Raw genomic sequence first — 18422 nt, 5'->3', positions numbered from 1 at the left:
TCACATGACAGAAAACGGATTTCCAAGCAGATTCAGCGGCGATGGCATCGGGCCCGCCGGTTCTGCTCAGCATCGCTATCCCTATTTGGCCAATGAGCGACTCGTCAAGGTCGTGAACATGGCGATGGTGCTCGGTCGACCGCTGTTGGTCAAAGGACCTCCAGGCTGCGGAAAAACGGAACTGGCCTCCGCCGTCAGCCACGAACTGGGCATCCCCAAATACGACTGGTACGTCAAGTCGACCTCGCAAGCCAAGGACGGCTTGTACAGCATTGATGCCCTGCGGCGTCTGCAAGACGCTCAGACCAACAACCCTCAAGCCCAGTCGATCGTGCCGTATTTGAGATTTGGACCGCTGGGTGAAGCCCTGCAATGCGGCAAGCCGGCCGTTCTGTTGATCGATGAAATCGACAAAGCAGACATCGATTTCCCCAACGATCTGTTGCGAGAACTCGACCAGATGGCATTTACCATCGAAGAATTGGATGAAGCTGATGCGGCGGCCCAAGGTTTCGCCCGCAGTTATCAAGCGACCGTTCCGCCGATCGTGATCATCACCAGCAACGACGAAAAAGAGTTGCCCAACGCGTTTCTGAGACGGTGCCTGTTTCACTACATCGACTTCCCCGACGCCGATCAGTTGACACAGATTCTGGAGACCCATACTCAGCAACTCGATGTCGCGCAGGGACTGATCCGATCGGCCGTAGCGTGTTTTGAAAAGATTCGCGACGCCGGCCAGTTTCGAAAAGAGCCCGGGACCAGCGAGTTATTGGACTGGGTTCATATCCTGCATCACTGGGATGTTCCCGTGGAGGAACTGCGCGCCGATCAACACCTTAGCAGCATCCCCCACTTTGAATTGCTCTTTAAGCATCAAGCGGACCTGCAATCCATGCAACGTGATCGTGATGCCTGAACAAATCTCTCAACGGTCAGCGGGCATTGCGGGTCAGACGGTCGGATCACACCCGCTCTTGTCGGTCTTCCTGGAACTGAGGGTTCGAAATCTCGAGATCGGTGTCGCCGAGTTCCTCGACGGTCTGCGGCTCCTGGCGACGACGTGCGAAGTCGGCTCGCGCGACGACCTGATCCTGGCATGTCAAGCTCTGTGGGGAAGCAGCAGGGAAGAACAACGTGCCATCGAAAAAGCGTTGCATGTCACATTGCCGGCAAGATTGACTTCCGAAACGATCGCGCAGATGCGACAACAGAGAGCCTCTGATCCGACGCCTGAGAACCGTTCCAGAAACCGCCAGCGGCAACCTTCGTCTCCTCAGTCGTCAGCTGCTCCCAAGGCATCCAACGAGCCGGCCGTTGAGCAACAGGTATCACTCAATGCGTTGCCCAGCACCGATCAGGTGGCGACCAAACCCGTCAAGGCTCCGCAAAATCCGGTTCAGCCGCGAACCGCGTTTATCGACCTCGCTGGGGAAGTGCCGATTTTTCGTCGTCACGCGAAACGATCTTGGCGTTATTTTCGTCGAATGGCGCGTGTGGGACCATCGACCGAGGCAGACATCCCTAAGACGATCAGGCAAATTCATCGTGATGGAGTCTTTCTACAACCGATCCTGGTTCCGCGTCGCCGCAATCTGGCCAACATCGTCATCCTGATGGACCAGAGCGAATCGATGACTCCGTTTCGGATGTGGACCAATGAGTTGGTCCAGGCCGCGCGTCAAAGCGGGCTCGCCTCGGTCACTGTTCTGTTCTTTAGCGATACGCCAACGGATTTCGTTTTTCAGGATCGATCGCTCACCGCGCCGGTTGATCTGCAGGACATCGTCCGCAGGTTGCCTGGCACCGGCATCATGGTGGTGTCCGATGCGGGAGCCGCGAGAGGTGGATTTGATCGCATTCGGGTCGATGATTCGATCGCGTTTGTCCGCAGCTACAGCCACCGCGCCCGTGTGGCATGGATCAATCCCGTTCCAACGGTTCGCTGGGAGTTCAGCACAGCAGAATCGATTTCCGCAGCGGCCGGTGTGAAGATGTTTTCCCTGGAACGAATGGAGCTTTACGATGCGATGAACGTGCTGAGGGGGCGTAGCATCACATGACTCCAGGATTGGATCTCGCGTCCGAGGACGATCGAGAAAGTGCATTGGATGAGGTGCTCTCGTTCTCACGCCGATTCGGCGAGGACACCGTTTCGCTGTGCATGCATGCGGCCGTCCCGCTCGGGCTGACCCCCGAACTGCTGCATTTGATACGCCACAACTTTCTCCACTCGTTGCCACGCGTGGCGGAATCAGACCTATTGCTATCGCCACTGTGTCGCGATGTGGGAGGTGGTTTTTTTCAGATGAGATCATCGATTCGCGAGCTGCTGATCTTTGAGCTTCGCAACGATGCGGAGTTTGGCAAGACGCGTTTGGAGTCCATCGCAGCGCTGATGCTCGGTTTTGTCGATCAACAATGGACCGTCAAGTGCGATCGTGAGTTTCGCAGTTTCTTGCTCGCTCAACGCTGGACGGCGCTAGCGTACATCGATCCGGCCGAGGCGGCTCGGCAATTGGCCAGTGCACTGGCAACCGATCTGCAATCTCCCGGAGACGAGATCGTGGCCGTTGCCGAAATCGCTCAGGAATTGTCTGAACCGCTGCAATCGCAGGAAGACATCGTCATCTACTCGGCCGGGATCAGCGAGCTACGCCAAGGACGGACCGCATTGGCTGCTCGATTCTTTGACACACTCAGCTCAAAGTCCAAACCACTGATCGTGGGCGATGTTGTCTTGCCGGCGCCACAAACGCTGATGAAACATTCGTCGTCAGCGGAGTCCGACGGTGGGCAGCAAAAATGGGCAGACATGAGTGACATCTCGGACGCATTGCAGGACCTAGAGTCAGCGTTCGGCGATGAACCTGCGTTGCAATGCGAGCTGCTGGAAAAGAGCGATTCTGGCAAGCCCATCGGGCACCACGGGTCGTTTTCAGTAGTGTTCAAGGCTCGGCATGCCGATGGGCGGCTCATCACGCTCCGTTTCTTTACTCATCAACGCAACGAGTTGCCCGAACGTTACAAGCGAATCACTCGTCACTTCAACGAAGTATCCCGACCAGACGGCTTGGTCGACTTTCAGTTTCTGGAGCAGGGACTACGTCTGGCCGACGGACGCAGATCTCCTGTCATGGTTCTGGATTGGGTTGAAGGAAAGACACTCGACCGATGGCTTCTGTCTCAATTTGAGACCACAGCCGGTTCCGAAGCGTGCACACTGATGGCTGAACGGTGGCGTCGGCTCATGGGCGATCTGAGGGAAAAGCAGATCGCGCACGGTGATCTGCAACCAATGAACATTATCGTGACGCCCGAAAGCGAATTGAAGCTGATCGATTACGACAGCATGTACGTTCCTAGCCTGGAGGGCCTACCAACCGTGGAACGTGGTGTCGATCAATATCAACATCCAGAACGAGACCGACACACGACCCTATCCCTGGAAATCGACAACTTTTCTGCCATCCTGATCTACCTCCTGATCCTGGCGTCGGAATTCGATCCTATCGATCTTCCGGCCCTGGAGTCGACTCGCTTGTTCCTTCCCGACGGAGAAGCCCCGCCGCCTAAGACCGTAGAACACTCGTCCATCATTCGCAAGCTAGCCTCCAGTTCGAGTCCTGCGATCGCGAGCATGGTCGCTCTGTTAAAGCGTTACCACGACGGTCCCATCAAAGCGGTTCCGAGCCTGGAAGGATTCATCGCTTTTGAATGGGACGAACCCGATGGCGGGGCGGAACGATTCCGTTCTCGGGTCATGTCTCAAACAAACGAGACAACTCTCGGAGACGCACTTCGGCAACTCGAATCGATCCACGGCGTGTCGATCGAATCATCCGCCAAGGAGTCCAAAGCGGTCATCTCGGAACAATTCACCGGTGTCGAGCTGGATACGGCAATCCGTATTCTGCTGGGATCGACCAAACACCAAGCGTCCGTCAATGGTGTCAGCGTATCGCTTCGCGGCGGCAACAAGATTGACCTAGCGCAGCCGGTCGCCATCCTCAGCGATATTCATGGCAATCTCGAAGCGCTCGACGCGGTGCTCACGGATATCCGAGCCCGCGGCATTCAGCAAATCTGTTGCTTGGGCGACAGCGTCGGTGTCGGCCCCAACCCTGGTGAATGCATTGCTGTGGCGATGACGTTTGATGCCCATGTCCTGGGAGACTTTGAACAGGGGACTCTGTTCGATCCCGATGGCTTCGACCCGATATGCCGGCAGGCCACGTTTTGGACGCGAGCAATGATGGAAAACGAGCAAGTGGAGACGACGCTCCAACACTCTCGATGGGATTTCTTTGGGGAGATGCCTCGAAAACTCTCCTTTGGCGACATCTTGTTCGTGCATGCCTCTCCGCGAGACCCGACGAACGAATACGTATGGCCTGAGGATATCTATAATCAACGGAAAGTAGAGCGATGCTTTCAGACGACCAAAAGGATTTGCTTCATGGGGCACACCGGTATTCCTGGTATCTTCACGGAGGAACTGGAATACAGATCGCCGGAGGAAGTGGAGTATGAATATTCCCTTGGGCCGGGCAAGCACTTGATCAACGTTGGTTCGGTCGGTAAGCCACGCGATGGTGACCCGCGTGCCAGCTATGTGATCCTGAATGGGAACCATCTGACGTTTCGCCGCATCGAATATGACCTCGAAAGGACCGCGGCGAAAATCGAGCGCACTCCTGAATTGTCCGACGAGCTGGCGGTGGAACTTCGGCGAGGTGCTGGGCGGCCCGGCGAGGGCGATGACCTGCAGCGTTCCTCAGAGGATCAGCGTTCCTCAGAGGATCAGCGTTCCTCAGAGGATCTGAGCAGCAGTGAACTGGCGAAGAAAAAGCTCGATGAAATGTTCCGCCGAAATCGACCGACTGACAAAGGCCATAGCGGCCCTGACTGGGGAACCAACGATACACGGCCGATTGAAGATTGATCCCGGCGCCGCAGTTGAAACGGCTCCGTAGAGGGGGTTTTCGGTGGATTGGGAGGGATTCGAAGGGGTGCTGGGGAACTTTGACTTGAACAAAGCGTCTCAGAATCCGCGTTTCGTTGACACCATGAGGGGTCCAATTAGAATCGCAGTCGTAACTTGTCCATTCGCAATATCCTACGCAGATCCCCAACCTTCGGATTGGGCGGGCGGTTCCCGATTTACAACGTTTTTCGACGATTTTGGCCGATGGTACCGATGAGTGCATCATCGACGTGGCCAAAATGAATGTCGATCGGCGACCGCGACGATGTCACTTGTAGAAGCATAGAAAACGCGAAATCCCCTGGCTCCCCGGCCAACAGCCTGCCCGTTTGGTAGAGACCCTCGATGATCAAACGCACTGATTCGGAATCGAACACGCGCCGCAAGATGTCGGCTGAGAGAAAGAAACAGGACAGGCAGCGTCGTCGTCAGTTGACGATACAAAGCTTGGAAGATCGTCAGATGCTCGATGCGAGTTCCTTGATCGATCCGACGATTTTCGATGCAAGAATTCCCCGCAATATCGGGACGGTTCCCGCTGCCGTGTTCCTCGACAACGAGGCTGCTGGTGTTCGCGGCGTCAATGACACGTTCCAGACAGCGCAGCTTCTGCCACTGGGAACGGGAGCGAATCAGGAGGATACGATCGATCTCACCGGCAGCATGGGCTTGGTCGTCGGTGCGAACTTCAATATCCAGACCGACATTGATGTCTACGCATTCGACTTAAGAGCTGGGGACATTCTGGACCTCGCCGTTTTGGGCTCCGGTGCCAACCTGACGGTGATGTATGAGAATGGCGGGATTTGGTTCGGAACGGACGTCAACACGGCGTTGGTCGATCCGACCGATCCGACCATGGGAACGTTTTATGGGAATGGGTCCCCACTGCAGACTTTGGGCAATGCAGTCGGTGCCCAAGTTGTACCGGAAGATGGACGTTATTACCTGTACTTGGCGCCCAGCACGACGACATCCAACTACACCGTCGGTCTGCGAGCCTATCGACCGATCAGCGAGCAGCTTCCGATCGGAGTGCAGCAGATCGTCTACTTGGATTTTGACGGAGGAGTCTATCCGACCAGCATCTTCAATCCGGGCGTGCTGCCAGCGGGTGTCGTGCGATTCTCCAGCCTCAACGAGAACCTCGCTGCATTGGGCTTTGTGAACCCAACTCCAGATGTGCCCAATGGTTTCATCGACTTTATGTTGGCCGAGATCGAACAGCAGATGCAATCGATCGCGGACAATGGGACCAATGGCGATTACGACGCGACCGGTATTCCCGGTCAATATGGCGTCACGATTCTGAACAGCCGCGACCATGCGGATCCAGGTTTCAATAATCCTATCGTCACCCGCGTGTTCATGGGGCTTGATTCAGAAATCGGAACGGGTGCGTTCGGCATTTCCCAGTCGATCGACGTCGGTAACTTCAACATGAACGAGGTCGTTCTGGCGGTGATTGAACCCCACACGACGACCGGCAACGCTTACCCTATCTCTCCTTCGGCAACCGTTCAGGATTCGATTGCACAACAGTATGCTGGAACGATCACACACGAACTGGCACACTCATTTGGAATCTGGCACACCGACGGCAATAATCTGACGGACAACTTGATTGACGAAGGGTCGCAACGCCTTGTCGATTACTCGCAGGGTGTCGGTCCGGACGGGATTTTTGGTTCGTCCGATGACATTGTTCCTATGTTCGTGGACGATCGATTCAGTCCTACTGAAGGAAGCTTCTTTGGCGTCGAGCGTGTTCCCGCCGCACTGTCGCACGTGCTGTCGACCGGAAGGGTGGGCACGTCGATTGGTGGACGTGTTTTCAACGACATCAACCGCGACGGCAATCGTGCCTTCAACGATCCGGGACTGGCGGGCGTGACGGTGTTCGCTGACGCGAACAACAACGGCATCCAAGACCCCACTGACCCGACGGACGTGACGGCAGCCGACGGCAGCTTTTCGTTGGCGGTCGCAACCGGCGCGGTCAATGTTTACGCGGTGACTCCGGCACAATTCATCGCCAGCACGCCAGTGGTTCGTGACGCAGCCGCCGACGCAGACGGTGTGATCGAGTTCGGATTCACGCAAGTGATTGCGGATGCGACGGGAACGAAGTTCGCCGACAACAACGGCAATGGCTTGTTCGATGCCAATGAAACCGGCATCGGTGGCGTTTACATCTACTTGGACTTGGACAATGACAACCGCCCCGACCTTGGCGAGCCGTCGAGCATCACCGCAGCAGACGGTACCTACTCGTTGAACTTCCCTGGACCGGGCACCTACACGATTCGTGAAGTGGTGACGGCGGGCTTCATCCAGACGTTCCCCAATGCAGCCGCTGGTTTTGAACACGTGGTCACGTACAACGGGATCGCACTGACAGACAATTACAACTTCGGCAACTTGCCCTCACGCGACTGGGGCGATGCTCCGGAGAGTTACCTGACGCTGGCCGCAGATGGCGGTCCGAGTCACGGGATCACGCCGGGACTTGGCTTGGGTGCCAATATCGACCGCGAAGTCAACGGCCAGCCCACGGTCAACGCCGACGGCGATGACGCGACCGGAACAGCGGACGAAGACGGCGTGCGTCAGTTGTCTCCTCTGGGACCGGGCGATGATGCAACGTTTGAATTCACAACGCGAAATGACTCCGGTGTCGGAGCGTACCTGCAAGGCTGGTTCGACTTCAACGGAGACGGCGACTTCAGCGATCCGGGCGAACGCGTCTTCACCAATCGGTTGCTGGGAACCGGCACCCAAAGCTTGACCGTTTCGGTGCCAGAGGACGCGGTCGTGGGAACGACTTATGCTCGCTTCCGTTACAGCACGTCGCAGAATCTTGGGATCGGCGGCGATGCGGATGACGGAGAAGTCGAAGATTACGTCTACACGATTCAGAACGCTGCTGAATTGATCAACGACGACTTCTTTACCGTCTCGCGAAACACCCAATCGAATCAATTCTTTGTCCTGGCAAACGACTTTGAGACGCCTCAAAATCAATTGACCATTGCTCAGTTGGGGCTTGAGGGCACGGACGGTCAAGTTTCAATTGCCGGGGACGGTCGTTCGGTCCTCTACACCCCGCGAAACAACTTCGTCGGTCGTGACGCCTTCCTGTACACCGTTCGCGATGGCAGCGGCAACATCGTTCGTGATGAATTCAATAACCCTGTGACTGCGACCGTGGTGGTCAATGTAACGTTCCAGTCTGCTATCCCGATTGCACTGGACGACACATTCGAAATTCCACAGGGATCCAGCAATCGTGCGTTGAACGTGCTGGACAATGACGTTCCCAGTGTTGCAGGCGGCATTCGAATCACGAGTGTCAGCGGCGGCAATCAAGGCGGTCGGGTGACGATCGACGGCGGCGGACAAACTCTGCGGTACACCCCGGCTCCTGGATTCACCGGGACCGAGCAGTTCATGTACAACATCTCCGACGAACTGGGCCAGAACAGCATGGCGACCGTCACGGTCAACATGTTGCCCGGTTCACGCGATGATGACATGGTGGAATTCTCCATCGGCATTTTTGACACGTTGAACAATCAGCCGATCACGAATGTTCAGGTCGGTCAGAAGTTCAACGTCCGCGTGTTCGTGGATGACTTGCGATACGACGAAGACAATCCGCCACCGTTTAATAGTCCCGAAGGCGTCGCGTCGGCGTTCTTGGATCTGTTGTACACCGATGAATTGGTGGCAACGATGGATACCGACAACAATCCAGATTTCCCATTCGACATCACATTCGGCGAGTTGTTTGAAAACAGCGGGTTCTCCGGCGGCAGTTCAGCGATCCCTGGCATTTTGGATGAGGTCGGAGCGGTTCAGCCGATTTCCGTCGGCAATCAATTGACGAACCACAGCGGCCCGACGGAATTGTTCACGGTCACGATGGAAGCGGTTTCGCCAGGTGTGGCCGTGTTCACGGGCGACCCGGCAGACAACATCACCAGTGAGACGATCTTGCTGGGTCAGAACGTCGCCTTGACGCCACAGTTCTTGCGGCTCGGTCGAACCGAATTGACGATCACACCTGAGTCCGACAACTTCACCGCCGCCATCGACGATTCGTTCCCGACAGGAGTGGACTCCAACGGTAACCCGATCCTAGATTTCAACAACGATCCTGCCATCTTGGACGTGTTGGCAAACGACAACCTGGGATCCACCGGCATCATCCGCGAGTTCGGTTTGGCGACGGCGCCTACTTTGGGAACGGTCGACATCAACGACAACGGCAGCCCGCTCAATTTCAACGATGACTTCATCGAGTACACGCCGTTCATCGGCACGCAAGGATTTGAGCGGTTCAGTTATGTGATCGTCACCGACGATGGTGTACGCAGCACCGCAGAAGTCACCATGCAAATTGGTGCTGATGCGGGCGATGTCGATTTGGTCGCGTTGGATTTTGAGGTCGTGGACGGGAACAACAACCCGATCGCGTTGACCGGCGGAGCCTATTCGGTGACCAGTGGTTCCCGATTCGGTGTCCAGATCTATGCGGAAGACTTGCGAACCGTCAGTCAAGAATACGTGTTCGCGGCATTCTTGGATGTTTTGTATGACTCCGATGTGATCTTGCCCAGCGACATCGACAGTGATGCTCGATACGATTTCGACGTCATCTTTGGATCCACCTTCGATCGCAGTTCCGGTGTCGGTACCGCCGGCCGCTTAGGAATCATTGATGAATTCGGATCGCAGCTTTCCGATCCGGAAACGGTGGCTCCCGTTCGAAACCTCCTGGCAACGCTTTACTTTGACGCCTCGGCGGTTGCACAGGTCACCACGACACAGGTTGTCGGCGGTCCGGCCGATGCCTTCCCATTCCAGGACACCTTGCTTTCGGGTCGGGATGAGCCAGTGGAGGTGGAAGATATCCGATACGACTTGATCAACATTCGATTGGTCCCCAGCACCGCACCGCTCACCAACCGAGCTTTGCCACCAGACGTCAACGGTGACGGCAACGTGACTCCGTTGGACGCGTTGACGGTGGTCAATCAGTTGGCAGCACCATCGTTCGAAGGCGAAAGTGCACCGATCGCTGTGATGTACACCGACGTCAACGGAGACAACCGCACGTCGGCTCTCGATGCGTTGCAAGTGATCAACTACTTGCGTGAGCAGCGAAAGCAGGCACTGTTGGCCGGTGAACTGGTAACAACATCCAATCCCGTTGAATCGGAGACCGCTGAAGTCGACGGAGTGTTTGCGGACCTCAGTCGCACCAGTCCCCTGGTCAGTGTCGACGGTCCGGCAAATCGTGCCACGGCAGGAGTGACGTTGGCTGCCTTGGAACAGTCCACTGAAGACGACGACGATGATCTTCTGTCGCTGCTGGCCGACGATCAGTTGACTCAGCGGTTCTAGTTCAACAGCTCCAGCGTTTGCTGGATTTCAGGATCGCCCGGTCGAATTTGATCGGCGATCCGCAGCGCTGCGGCAGCCTTGGACGTCTCTCCCAGGGCGATGTGGATTCGGCCCTGCATCCAATGAGCTTCAAAGCTATCGGGGTTCTGCTCAGCGGCAGTTGAGACGACAGCCAGCGCATCTTTGAACTGGCTCGAATCCATCAACACGCCGGCCAGTGCAAGCAGCGTCGGCAAATGGTTGGGATACAGTTCATCCGATTTGCGGAGTGATTCGATCGCAAATTCGTTCTCGCCCAGATTCTGATGGATTCTGCCCAGGAAGAAAAACGCCCGCGCGCGCGTCACGCCTTGAGTCACCACGCTTGCCTGCATCACATAAGCTTTGGCTGCCACCATTTCGCCACGTTGGTAGAGCAACTCTCCGAACGGCAAGACGGCTCGATCGAAGTCACCACGGGCGAACAGTGCGTCGTACTCCTGGACCGCTTCATCCCATTGCCCAAGCTCTTGCAGACAGTTTGCCGCGATGTATCGGCTCTCCAAATCATCCGGCATGTCGGCAACGGCATCTCTGGCCCGTGGCAACGCTTCTCGGAATTTTCCCGACCAATGCAAGACCTTGGCCAGATTTCGATACGAAACGGCCCTGGCGGTGGTATCGATCTCCGCTTGAATCCGCTCATCGATCGAATCGATGTCCTCCTGCGACGGTAACTCACCTCGAACCAAAGAGTTTTCAATGAGGCTCTCCAGAATCCATCCTGCAAGTCGTCGATGGGTCGCCGGATCAGGATGAACATGATCCAAGAAGTATCGGCTGCCCAAGCAAGGGTGCCCCCATTGGTCCTGGCTGGTCTGTCGAAGCCGTCGTTCAAAGTCTACCAGGGGAACTTGGTATCGCTGTGTGACCTCGCGGAGAATGCCGCGCAGTCGTGACGTTGCACGAAGGGGGCAGATGTCGTTGTCCACTGCGGCGGTCAACGAAGCAAGCGCCTCGTCTTGACGCCCCAAATGATGCAGGGCAATTCCGGCCAGAAAGCACGCATCGGGATTTCGGTCGTCCAGTTCCAATGCCAGACGTGATGAATCCAATGCTTCCTGCCATTGCCGGGCATCGACTGATTGCTGACTGAGCGCAACAGCTTCCTTGAGTTGGACTTGCAAACCGGACGACAAGTCGTTGCTCGGCTCGCTCTTGAAGGGCGAACAGTCCAGTTCATTGGACGTCGGCATGACGAAAACGATCGGCACGTCGGCGGCGCGGGCGATTTCGATCATGCGTTGCAGATTCCACTGGTAGTCTTGGCAAACCTTGTCGTGCCAAGCATCGTCACGCTCATAGTCTTGCGGGCCGATGGTGTGATTGAGTCTTTCGTCGACCTCCGCGGGCAATTCTTCGCTCGCGTCGCCACTTGCATCATGCTGGGAACTCTCGTCGTGAAAAGCTCTCGCAATGCTGGACGCCAATCCCCACGTTCGGGTCGATTGAATCCACGCTCGGCTGTCGCGAGACCATTGCGAGGCATTCATCAATCCCGCATAGGTGCGTTGCTCCAGAAACTCATTTTGTCCGGTGTAGACGATGTAGAGATCGGGTTGATACTCGGCCAGTTCTTCCATCACCGCAGCCACGCGATAGCTTGCGTAGCTGATGCCGCCCGCATTGATGACTTCCCAGCGATGATCCGAATCGGTCACCGGCAGCAACTGCCGCAGCCAGTTGGAAAATGAGATGTGGTCATCAAAGGGACGGCCGTACGTTGTTGAGCCTCCGAGGCAGACCACGCGTTTGACGTCGGGTGGTTTAGGGAGAAAAAAATGCTGGTCGTTGAACCAAGTCAGCTTGCCCGGTGCCGTTCGCATGACGGGACGCCCCTGGTCGTCTTGCGATGGGATCATCAGGGGGACGTGACCGGAGAAACCGACCAGGGGATCGCGTACCGTAGCCGGCTCACGAAACCCGATTGCTGCCAAGCCTATCTCAAGAATGCAAAAGAACGCCAAGGTGACGCCGCAGGTGAAAGCGAGCTTTTTTCGCAACGAGAGCGTTGGTCGACCAGGCTTTTCCGCAGTTTTCAACACTCAGATCCAGAAACTAAGGGTGTCGGCCAATTGCTCTTGGTCGAGATACTCGTGGGCCAACAATTCATCCGCGACAGCGGCGACCGCTGCCCAGCAGGGCTGAGTCCCCAGGCGATTGTGGAGCCACAGCACACACGATTCTAGGGCGTGGGTTCGGCCGATCGGGTCGCGGACCAGGGATTTGCTGATTTGCCAAGCCAGTTGCCAGTCGTGTTGCCAGGGAGCAAAGGCGGCGGGGTGCAAGTTCTCCCCACAGTAGAGCATCTCCGCTGCCGGGCCGGCCAGAATCGTCAGGATCTCGCGTTGGCGTTGCCAATCACTCGACGCATCGACGCGGCCCCAATTGATGCGACAGTCGCCGAATCGCTCGGGCAGCCACTCATCGGCCTCGCCGCCCAATTGAATCGACTCGATCGTTGCCCCCAGCGCGTAGCCGATCACGGCGTGTCCCGCCTCGTGATACGCTGTCAAAGTTTCTTCGTCATCCAAAATCAAACCACCGGTGTTACACTTTCAGATCCTGGCGAATACGATTCTGATTCTGTTTAGCCGATTTACGTCCCTCAATCGATAGCCCCCCACAAGAGATTTGCAATGAAGGCCCTGTTGCTGACTGAATACAAGACCATGGAAGTCACCGATGTCGCGGAGCCGGAAGTCGGCGCGGACGACGTCTTGGTTCAAGTCCAAGCGTGTGGGATTTGTGGCAGTGACATTCACGGCTATGACGGCAGTACCGGACGTCGAATCCCGCCATTGGTGATGGGGCACGAAGCCGCGGGAGTGGTCGTTTCCACCGGCGACAACGTGACCGATCTGCAACCCGGTGATCGTGTCACCTTTGACTCGATGGTTTCCTGTGGTCGCTGCGACTTTTGCCGCGAAGGAAACGGAAACCTCTGTGACAATCGGATGGTCCTGGGCGTTTCGTGTGGCGAGTACCGACGCCACGGTGCGTTTGCCGAACGCATCAGCGTGCCACGCCGAATTGTCTATCGGATTCCAGACACGTTGGCGTTTGAGCACGCAGCGTTGGTGGAAGCCGTTTCGGTCGCCGTGCACGCGGTCAATGTCACTCCGATCAAACTCGGCGACACCGCCGTCGTCGTGGGCGCCGGGATGATCGGGCTGCTCACGCTACAAGCCGCTCGAGCCGCAGGTGCCACACAAATCATCGCCGTCGATCTGAACGACAAGCGATTGGGTGTCGCCAAAGAACTCGGCGCCGATCATATCCTGCGTGGTGACCAATGCGATGTCGCGCAAGCCGTTCGAGATCTGACCGATGGCAAAGGCGCCAACGTGGCTCTGGAAGTCGTTGGTGCGACGCCGACCATCGTCACGGCGATCGAATCGGTCCGCAAAGGCGGCCACGTGACGTTGGTGGGCAATGTTTCGCCCAAGATCGAATTGCCACTGCAGTCGGTTGTGACCCGGGAAATCTCTCTGCAAGGCACTTGCGGGTGCAACGGCGAGTATCCCCAGTGCATCGACTTGATGGCCCGCGGTGTCATCAATGTCGAACCATTGATCACGGCAAAGATTTCACTGGCCGATTCACCGGAGTGGTTCAAACGACTCTATGAAGGCGACCCGGAACAAATGAAAGTGGTCGTGTGCCCGCAAACCTAGCCCAGGTTTGTGTTTGGGCGGATGGTGGTGTTCGTTTTCGACTTGGAAAGTCGAACGACAATTGTCGCTCGACTTTCCAAGTCGATAGCGTGCCCCGCCTAGCGTTTTGCCATTCCCAACCATTGACTTGCGCAGACAGCCCTCACCCTCGCATTCGCCTGAACAACCCAGACCCTAATGAGTCGCGTGAATAATCCAGGCTAGCGGCGGGCGCACTCAGCGTTGCAGTAACCACCAGACGCGATGCAAAGTCAGGCTGCGATCGGTTTCCTGTTGCCTCAACGCTACGATCGTGTCTTTGAACTCACCGGGCACTTGATCACGTCCGGACAGATACGCCAAGTGCTCGACTTGGGAGTCGTAGTCGTCGATCGATTTCAGCCAGTGCACCGGCATCGATTCGACACGCTCGGGGAACCCGCTGACCAGAGGTGTTGACCTGGCGTCGTCGCGATCGCCCGAGGACTTGACGCTGCCATCGCTGGCTGGTTGCGCCAGAACTCGTGAGCTTTGCATGGCGTCCAATCGCCCGCCGACGCGTCGCATCGCAAGATCGACACGTTGCTTGGACGGCATGGCTGCTTGAACAGGCTGCGTGGCGGCAAAGGCATGAACCTTGTCCAGAGCGGCTTTGTGATCGCTCTCGCTGACCACCAAAGCGTTCTCTGGCTGCAACGCGTCGGGAACCGACAAACGGGACATGGGAGACTGCAGGATCAAGGCGAGGGTGCGAGCAACGTCAAAACCGCTTGCCCGCAAGTCTTCAGCAAGCTCGGAATGCAATTGCGTGAGTGAATCGTCCACTGGAGCACTGCCCGGTTGCACCAGCGATGCACGCAGCGGGCGACCGTGAACCAATTGCCATAGCGAATCAACCATCCCGTGGGCGAGGGTTGATGATCCGGCCAGATCACTGCTCCATTGTTTGAGGTTGGCCCATTCTTTGAGGTCGGCGGGGGAGTGCTCCGTTTCGCCGGAGGCAGACATCCAAGCTGTTGGAACCGCAGGTTTAGCAAGACGCTGACGGCCATCAGGCAGTGCAAAAAACTTTGGCTTGGAAGCCGGCTTGGAGGAGACGGTCCACTGCGTCTGGCCGCGAACCACTCCGTCTTCGATAAATCCTGCAAATGCCCAGTAATCATCTTGCTTGCCTTCGCTGCCGACCAGCTCGTCATGGCACCGCGTGCAACGCAAGTCGACACCCATCGTGAAATGAGCCAGCTTTTCGACCAATGCTGATTTGCCGCCGGCGCTCATGGCACGATAAAAAGCGTCCGTCGCCGTTACTTGGGGATCGTCTGATGATTCCTTTGAAACATCCGCATCGCTGCCGGTCATCCATCGCACCAGCAATGCGTCCACGGACGACTTACCTTGCAAGGCCTTTGACAACTGATCGATCAGCAGCTCACGTGACTCACTGGACAAAGATGCCAAGCCACCACGTGTGATCTGAGTCAGCAGACGCTTGGCGATTTCACGCGAGACCGTTGGACCCGAGAGATCCGCTTGCAGCTTTTCCAAATCGTCGAATGACGCTTGGCTGACTTGGATCCCGAGTGACTGCTCCAAACGCTCGGCCCACTGTTGGGCTGTCAGCGGAGTGGTCGGTTGAACTCCAACGGCCTCCCAGTAGCTTTGCTGGGTACTGGCCAGTTTCGTCGAGACCAAGGTGACCGGTTGGGCAGTCAGGCTGCGTGGCTGTTCGCCGGATTCTTGTGAACCTTCGTTCTGAACGATGGGTGACCACTGAGGAGCGATCACAACCGGCTGACGTCTTGGCCGTGTGGGCGAGTTTGCTTCGTCGTCGAGCCCCGTGTTTTTTTCATCATCAATCGCCGCGTTTCCGTTGGCGACCAATTGACGATCCGTTTGCGTAGGCAACTCGATTGCCGGATCTCGGCCCATTACCAAGTCATCAGAATTCTGCGTTGTATTGCTCGCCATCGATTCAGGAGTCGTAGGACCTGACGGGGACAATTCAAATGGATCCAATACGATGACGGCGGCTGCGCACGCGGCGACGACCAAAGCGGCAATTGCCCAAGGAGACCAGCGTCGGGTTGACTCGGAACGATTCTCGCGAGTGGCAACAGCGACCACGGGCTTTCGAGACTCCGAGGCTTTCAACACCTCAGCAGAGCGTTGCTGTTCGGGAGAAACTCGTTGTGACAACCGAGCCAGAATGGCCGCGGAGAGGTCCGGCGGCGTGGTACAGCGGCCGCTTTCGTCCGGCACCACTTCGGCGAGCAAGGCATCGAGAGCCTGTTCGAATTCGGGTGTCAATTCATTGTTATTCATGTTCACTTCAGATTTCGCAGCGTTTCTTCCACGCAATCGCGGAGTTGTTGTTTGGCTCGCTGCATCAGATTGCGTGCCCCGTGATCGCTGATCCCCAGTGCTTCACCGATTTCCAGTCGACTGGCTTCTGACCCAAATCGCATCTTCAATGCCATTTGTGCCCTTGGGGTGAGTCGAGACAGACACACCGAGAGCGCGTCGATCGCGGCATCACCGGTGAGGTCCTTTCCTGCCCAAAAGTTCCAGATTTCATCCAAAACGGCAGGCTCGGCTACCGTTTGCACTCGTCCCTGTTTTCGATGTTGAGAAACAACAAGGTTGTACGCGGTGCGACGCAGATAGCCAGCGGTTGCTGCATCGTTGTGCTGTACGAAGTCCTTGTGTTTCAAGATCCGCAGGAAAGTGTCCTGCGTCAAATCGTCTGCGGTCGCGGCATCACAGCCGAGCATACGCAGATAGCGCCACACGCCGCGCTGGTGTTTGCGAATCAATTCACCCGCATCGAGCGTGTTTGTCTCTTCCGTCAATTCTTGTTCCAAAACTGGCTGAGGCTCAGACAGGGTATCGCCAAAACCAGTCGCCTCCGTCTGCCTGATTCGGACAGCGGCGGAACGGGATTCTGCCGATGTGGAATCAGAGGCAACTTGGTAGGACGATGTTTGGTTCGGCTCGCCAATCGAGTCCTCACCCGTCTGGCCCTTGGCCACCGAGTTTATGCCACCAGCTCAGTGATGACCTTTCCGCCCCCGGCGATCTTCATCGGACGACCGTTCTTGCTCTTATAAACTTTTTCCGACGAGATCCCCAATCCTTGGCAAACCGTCGTCATCAGGTCTTCGCTGCTGAAGGGCTCGGACTCAACCGCCGTTCCGTCGGAGCTTGTTTCACCGACGGCCAAGCCGCCTTTGATTCCTGCACCACCGACGACGCATGACCAGGAGCGTGCCCAGTGATCGCGTCCGCTGTTCTGGTTGATGCGAGGTGTGCGACCGAACTCGCCCATCCAAATGATCGCGGTGTCTTTGATCAGCTCACGTTGTTCCAGGTCCTCTACCAGGGCGCTCATCGCTTGGTCCAGTTGCGGCAACTTGGTGTCCTTGAGCGTGGCGTGCACATTGTTGTGCAAGTCCCAGCCGCCCAAGTCGACTTCGATGAACGGCACTCCGGCTTCCACCAAGCGGCGAGCCAACAAGCAACCTTGGCCGAAGCCGTTTTCGCCGTATCGTTCCTTCGTCTTTTGGTCTTCCGTTTCGACCTTGAACGCTTTCATCTGTTCGCTGGTCATCAAGTCAAACGTCTTCTTGAGAACCTTGGCATGCTCGCTAGCGGGCAGGTCTTTGGTGCGGTTGGCAAAGCCGCCTTCGATCTCTTGCAACGCGTACATGCGTTGTTTCAGTCGAGCGTCTTCGATGCTCATGTTCAAGTTGCGGATGCGACCGTTGCTGGTCACAGCAAAAGGCGACCAAGCCATACCCAGGAATCCAGGTCCGGCACCCGCGCCTCCGATCGTTACGAACGGAGGAATTTCCAGCTCGGGTCGTTGATCGATCAACTCGTGGGCAATCGTCGCGCCGTAGCTAGGGTGAGTGATGTTCGGGTTGGGAACGAATCCCGTATGCATGTAGTAGCGACCGCGGTTGTGGTCGGCTTCGCGAGTTGACATGCTGCGAACGATCGACAGATTGTGCATCTGTTGAGCCGTCAAAGGCATGTGTTCGCTGATTTGCATGTTTCCGGTGGTGGAGATCGGCTGAAAGGGACCACCGGTTGCTGCGCCGGGTTTTAAATCCCAAATATCGATGGTTGGCGGACCGCCTCCCATCCACAACATGATCGCCGACTTGCGGTTTTTCTTCATTTCAGCCGCGTTGGCAGAAATCGCTCCACCGAGGGTCATCGCAGCGGAAACCGTTGCTGCAGAGCCGGCGAGGTGGTTCATGAAATGGCGGCGTGTCATTCCGTCAGGAGTTTTCCAAGTCGAAATCATGTTGAAAGCCTATCGTTCGAAA

The 18422-nt window shown here is 56.7% G+C and carries 10 protein-coding genes; 5 read left to right on the top strand and 5 right to left on the bottom strand.

The window, feature by feature from the left end; genetic code table 11:
• Positions 1 to 4 precede the first annotated feature (4 nt).
• The 4 genes from Pla52nx_RS04465 to Pla52nx_RS04450 all read left to right on the top strand — a co-directional run bounded on the left by Pla52nx_RS04465 (position 5) and on the right by Pla52nx_RS04450 (position 10396).
• Complete coding sequence (locus Pla52nx_RS04465; RefSeq protein ID WP_146520036.1) at positions 5 to 919, top strand: AAA family ATPase; 915 nt, start codon at positions 5 to 7, stop codon at positions 917 to 919.
• Positions 912 to 2063 carry a VWA domain-containing protein gene (locus tag Pla52nx_RS04460; RefSeq protein WP_231741968.1) on the top strand — a complete coding sequence of 384 codons (1152 nt, stop codon included), beginning with the start codon at positions 912 to 914 and terminating at the stop codon, positions 2061 to 2063. Before Pla52nx_RS04465 ends, Pla52nx_RS04460 begins: the two co-directional genes overlap by 8 nt.
• Positions 2060 to 4945 carry a metallophosphoesterase family protein gene (locus Pla52nx_RS04455; protein ID WP_146520038.1) on the top strand — a complete coding sequence of 962 codons (2886 nt, stop codon included), beginning with the start codon at positions 2060 to 2062 and terminating at the stop codon, positions 4943 to 4945. Before Pla52nx_RS04460 ends, Pla52nx_RS04455 begins: the two co-directional genes overlap by 4 nt.
• A gap of 387 nt (positions 4946 to 5332) precedes the next feature.
• A complete protein-coding gene (locus Pla52nx_RS04450) occupies positions 5333 to 10396 on the top strand; it encodes an Ig-like domain-containing protein (RefSeq protein ID WP_146520039.1) in 5064 nt (1687 codons plus the stop codon).
• Here Pla52nx_RS04450 and Pla52nx_RS04445 read toward each other — a convergent pair.
• Positions 10393 to 12477: a tetratricopeptide repeat protein gene (locus Pla52nx_RS04445; RefSeq protein WP_146520040.1), complete on the bottom strand. Its 2085-nt coding sequence runs from the start codon at positions 12475 to 12477 to the stop codon at positions 10393 to 10395. The genes Pla52nx_RS04450 and Pla52nx_RS04445 overlap by 4 nt on opposite strands.
• A 3-nt stretch (positions 12478 to 12480) precedes the next feature.
• Complete coding sequence (locus tag Pla52nx_RS04440) at positions 12481 to 12969, bottom strand: cell division protein FtsH (RefSeq protein WP_146520041.1); 489 nt, start codon at positions 12967 to 12969, stop codon at positions 12481 to 12483.
• 105 nt (positions 12970 to 13074) lie between these two features.
• Between Pla52nx_RS04440 and Pla52nx_RS04435 the strand changes: the two genes are divergently transcribed.
• Complete coding sequence (locus tag Pla52nx_RS04435) at positions 13075 to 14112, top strand: galactitol-1-phosphate 5-dehydrogenase (RefSeq protein WP_146520042.1); 1038 nt, start codon at positions 13075 to 13077, stop codon at positions 14110 to 14112.
• Positions 14113 to 14328: 216 nt separating this feature from the next.
• Here the strand turns inward: Pla52nx_RS04435 and Pla52nx_RS04430 are convergent, their stop codons facing one another.
• The 3 genes from Pla52nx_RS04430 to Pla52nx_RS04420 all read right to left on the bottom strand — a co-directional run bounded on the left by Pla52nx_RS04430 (position 14329) and on the right by Pla52nx_RS04420 (position 18370).
• On the bottom strand, positions 14329 to 16413 hold the full coding sequence (locus tag Pla52nx_RS04430) for a hypothetical protein (protein WP_146520043.1): 2085 nt from the start codon (positions 16411 to 16413) through the stop codon (positions 14329 to 14331).
• Positions 16414 to 16415: 2 nt separating this feature from the next.
• Positions 16416 to 16940 (bottom strand): RNA polymerase sigma factor, encoded by a 525-nt coding sequence (locus Pla52nx_RS04425; RefSeq protein ID WP_231741969.1) that lies wholly within the window; start codon positions 16938 to 16940, stop codon positions 16416 to 16418.
• A gap of 185 nt (positions 16941 to 17125) precedes the next feature.
• Entirely contained in the window at positions 17126 to 18370 is a 1245-nt protein-coding gene (locus tag Pla52nx_RS04420) for a DUF1501 domain-containing protein (protein ID WP_146520468.1), read from the bottom strand.
• Between the last annotated feature and the right edge of the window lie 52 nt (positions 18371 to 18422).

Origin of the sequence: Stieleria varia, assembly GCF_038443385.1 — a bacterium.
In the GTDB taxonomy this organism is placed as follows: domain Bacteria; phylum Planctomycetota; class Planctomycetia; order Pirellulales; family Pirellulaceae; genus Stieleria; species Stieleria varia.
Note: the sequence above shows the minus strand (reverse complement) of the source record. Positions and strands in the feature narration are given on the sequence as shown.

Excerpts from the sequence above, each read along its gene's own strand:
- Pla52nx_RS04465 (WP_146520036.1), top strand. The coding sequence starts at position 5 with ATGACAGAAAACGGATTTCCAAGCAGATTCAGCGGCGATGGCATCGGG.
- Pla52nx_RS04460 (WP_231741968.1), top strand. The coding sequence starts at position 912 with ATGCCTGAACAAATCTCTCAACGGTCAGCGGGCATTGCGGGTCAGACG.
- Pla52nx_RS04455 (WP_146520038.1), top strand. The coding sequence starts at position 2,060 with ATGACTCCAGGATTGGATCTCGCGTCCGAGGACGATCGAGAAAGTGCA.
- Pla52nx_RS04450 (WP_146520039.1), top strand. The coding sequence starts at position 5,333 with ATGATCAAACGCACTGATTCGGAATCGAACACGCGCCGCAAGATGTCG.
- Pla52nx_RS04435 (WP_146520042.1), top strand. The coding sequence starts at position 13,075 with ATGAAGGCCCTGTTGCTGACTGAATACAAGACCATGGAAGTCACCGAT.
- Pla52nx_RS04430 (WP_146520043.1), bottom strand. The coding sequence starts at position 16,413 with ATGAATAACAATGAATTGACACCCGAATTCGAACAGGCTCTCGATGCC.
- Pla52nx_RS04420 (WP_146520468.1), bottom strand. The coding sequence starts at position 18,370 with ATGACACGCCGCCATTTCATGAACCACCTCGCCGGCTCTGCAGCAACG.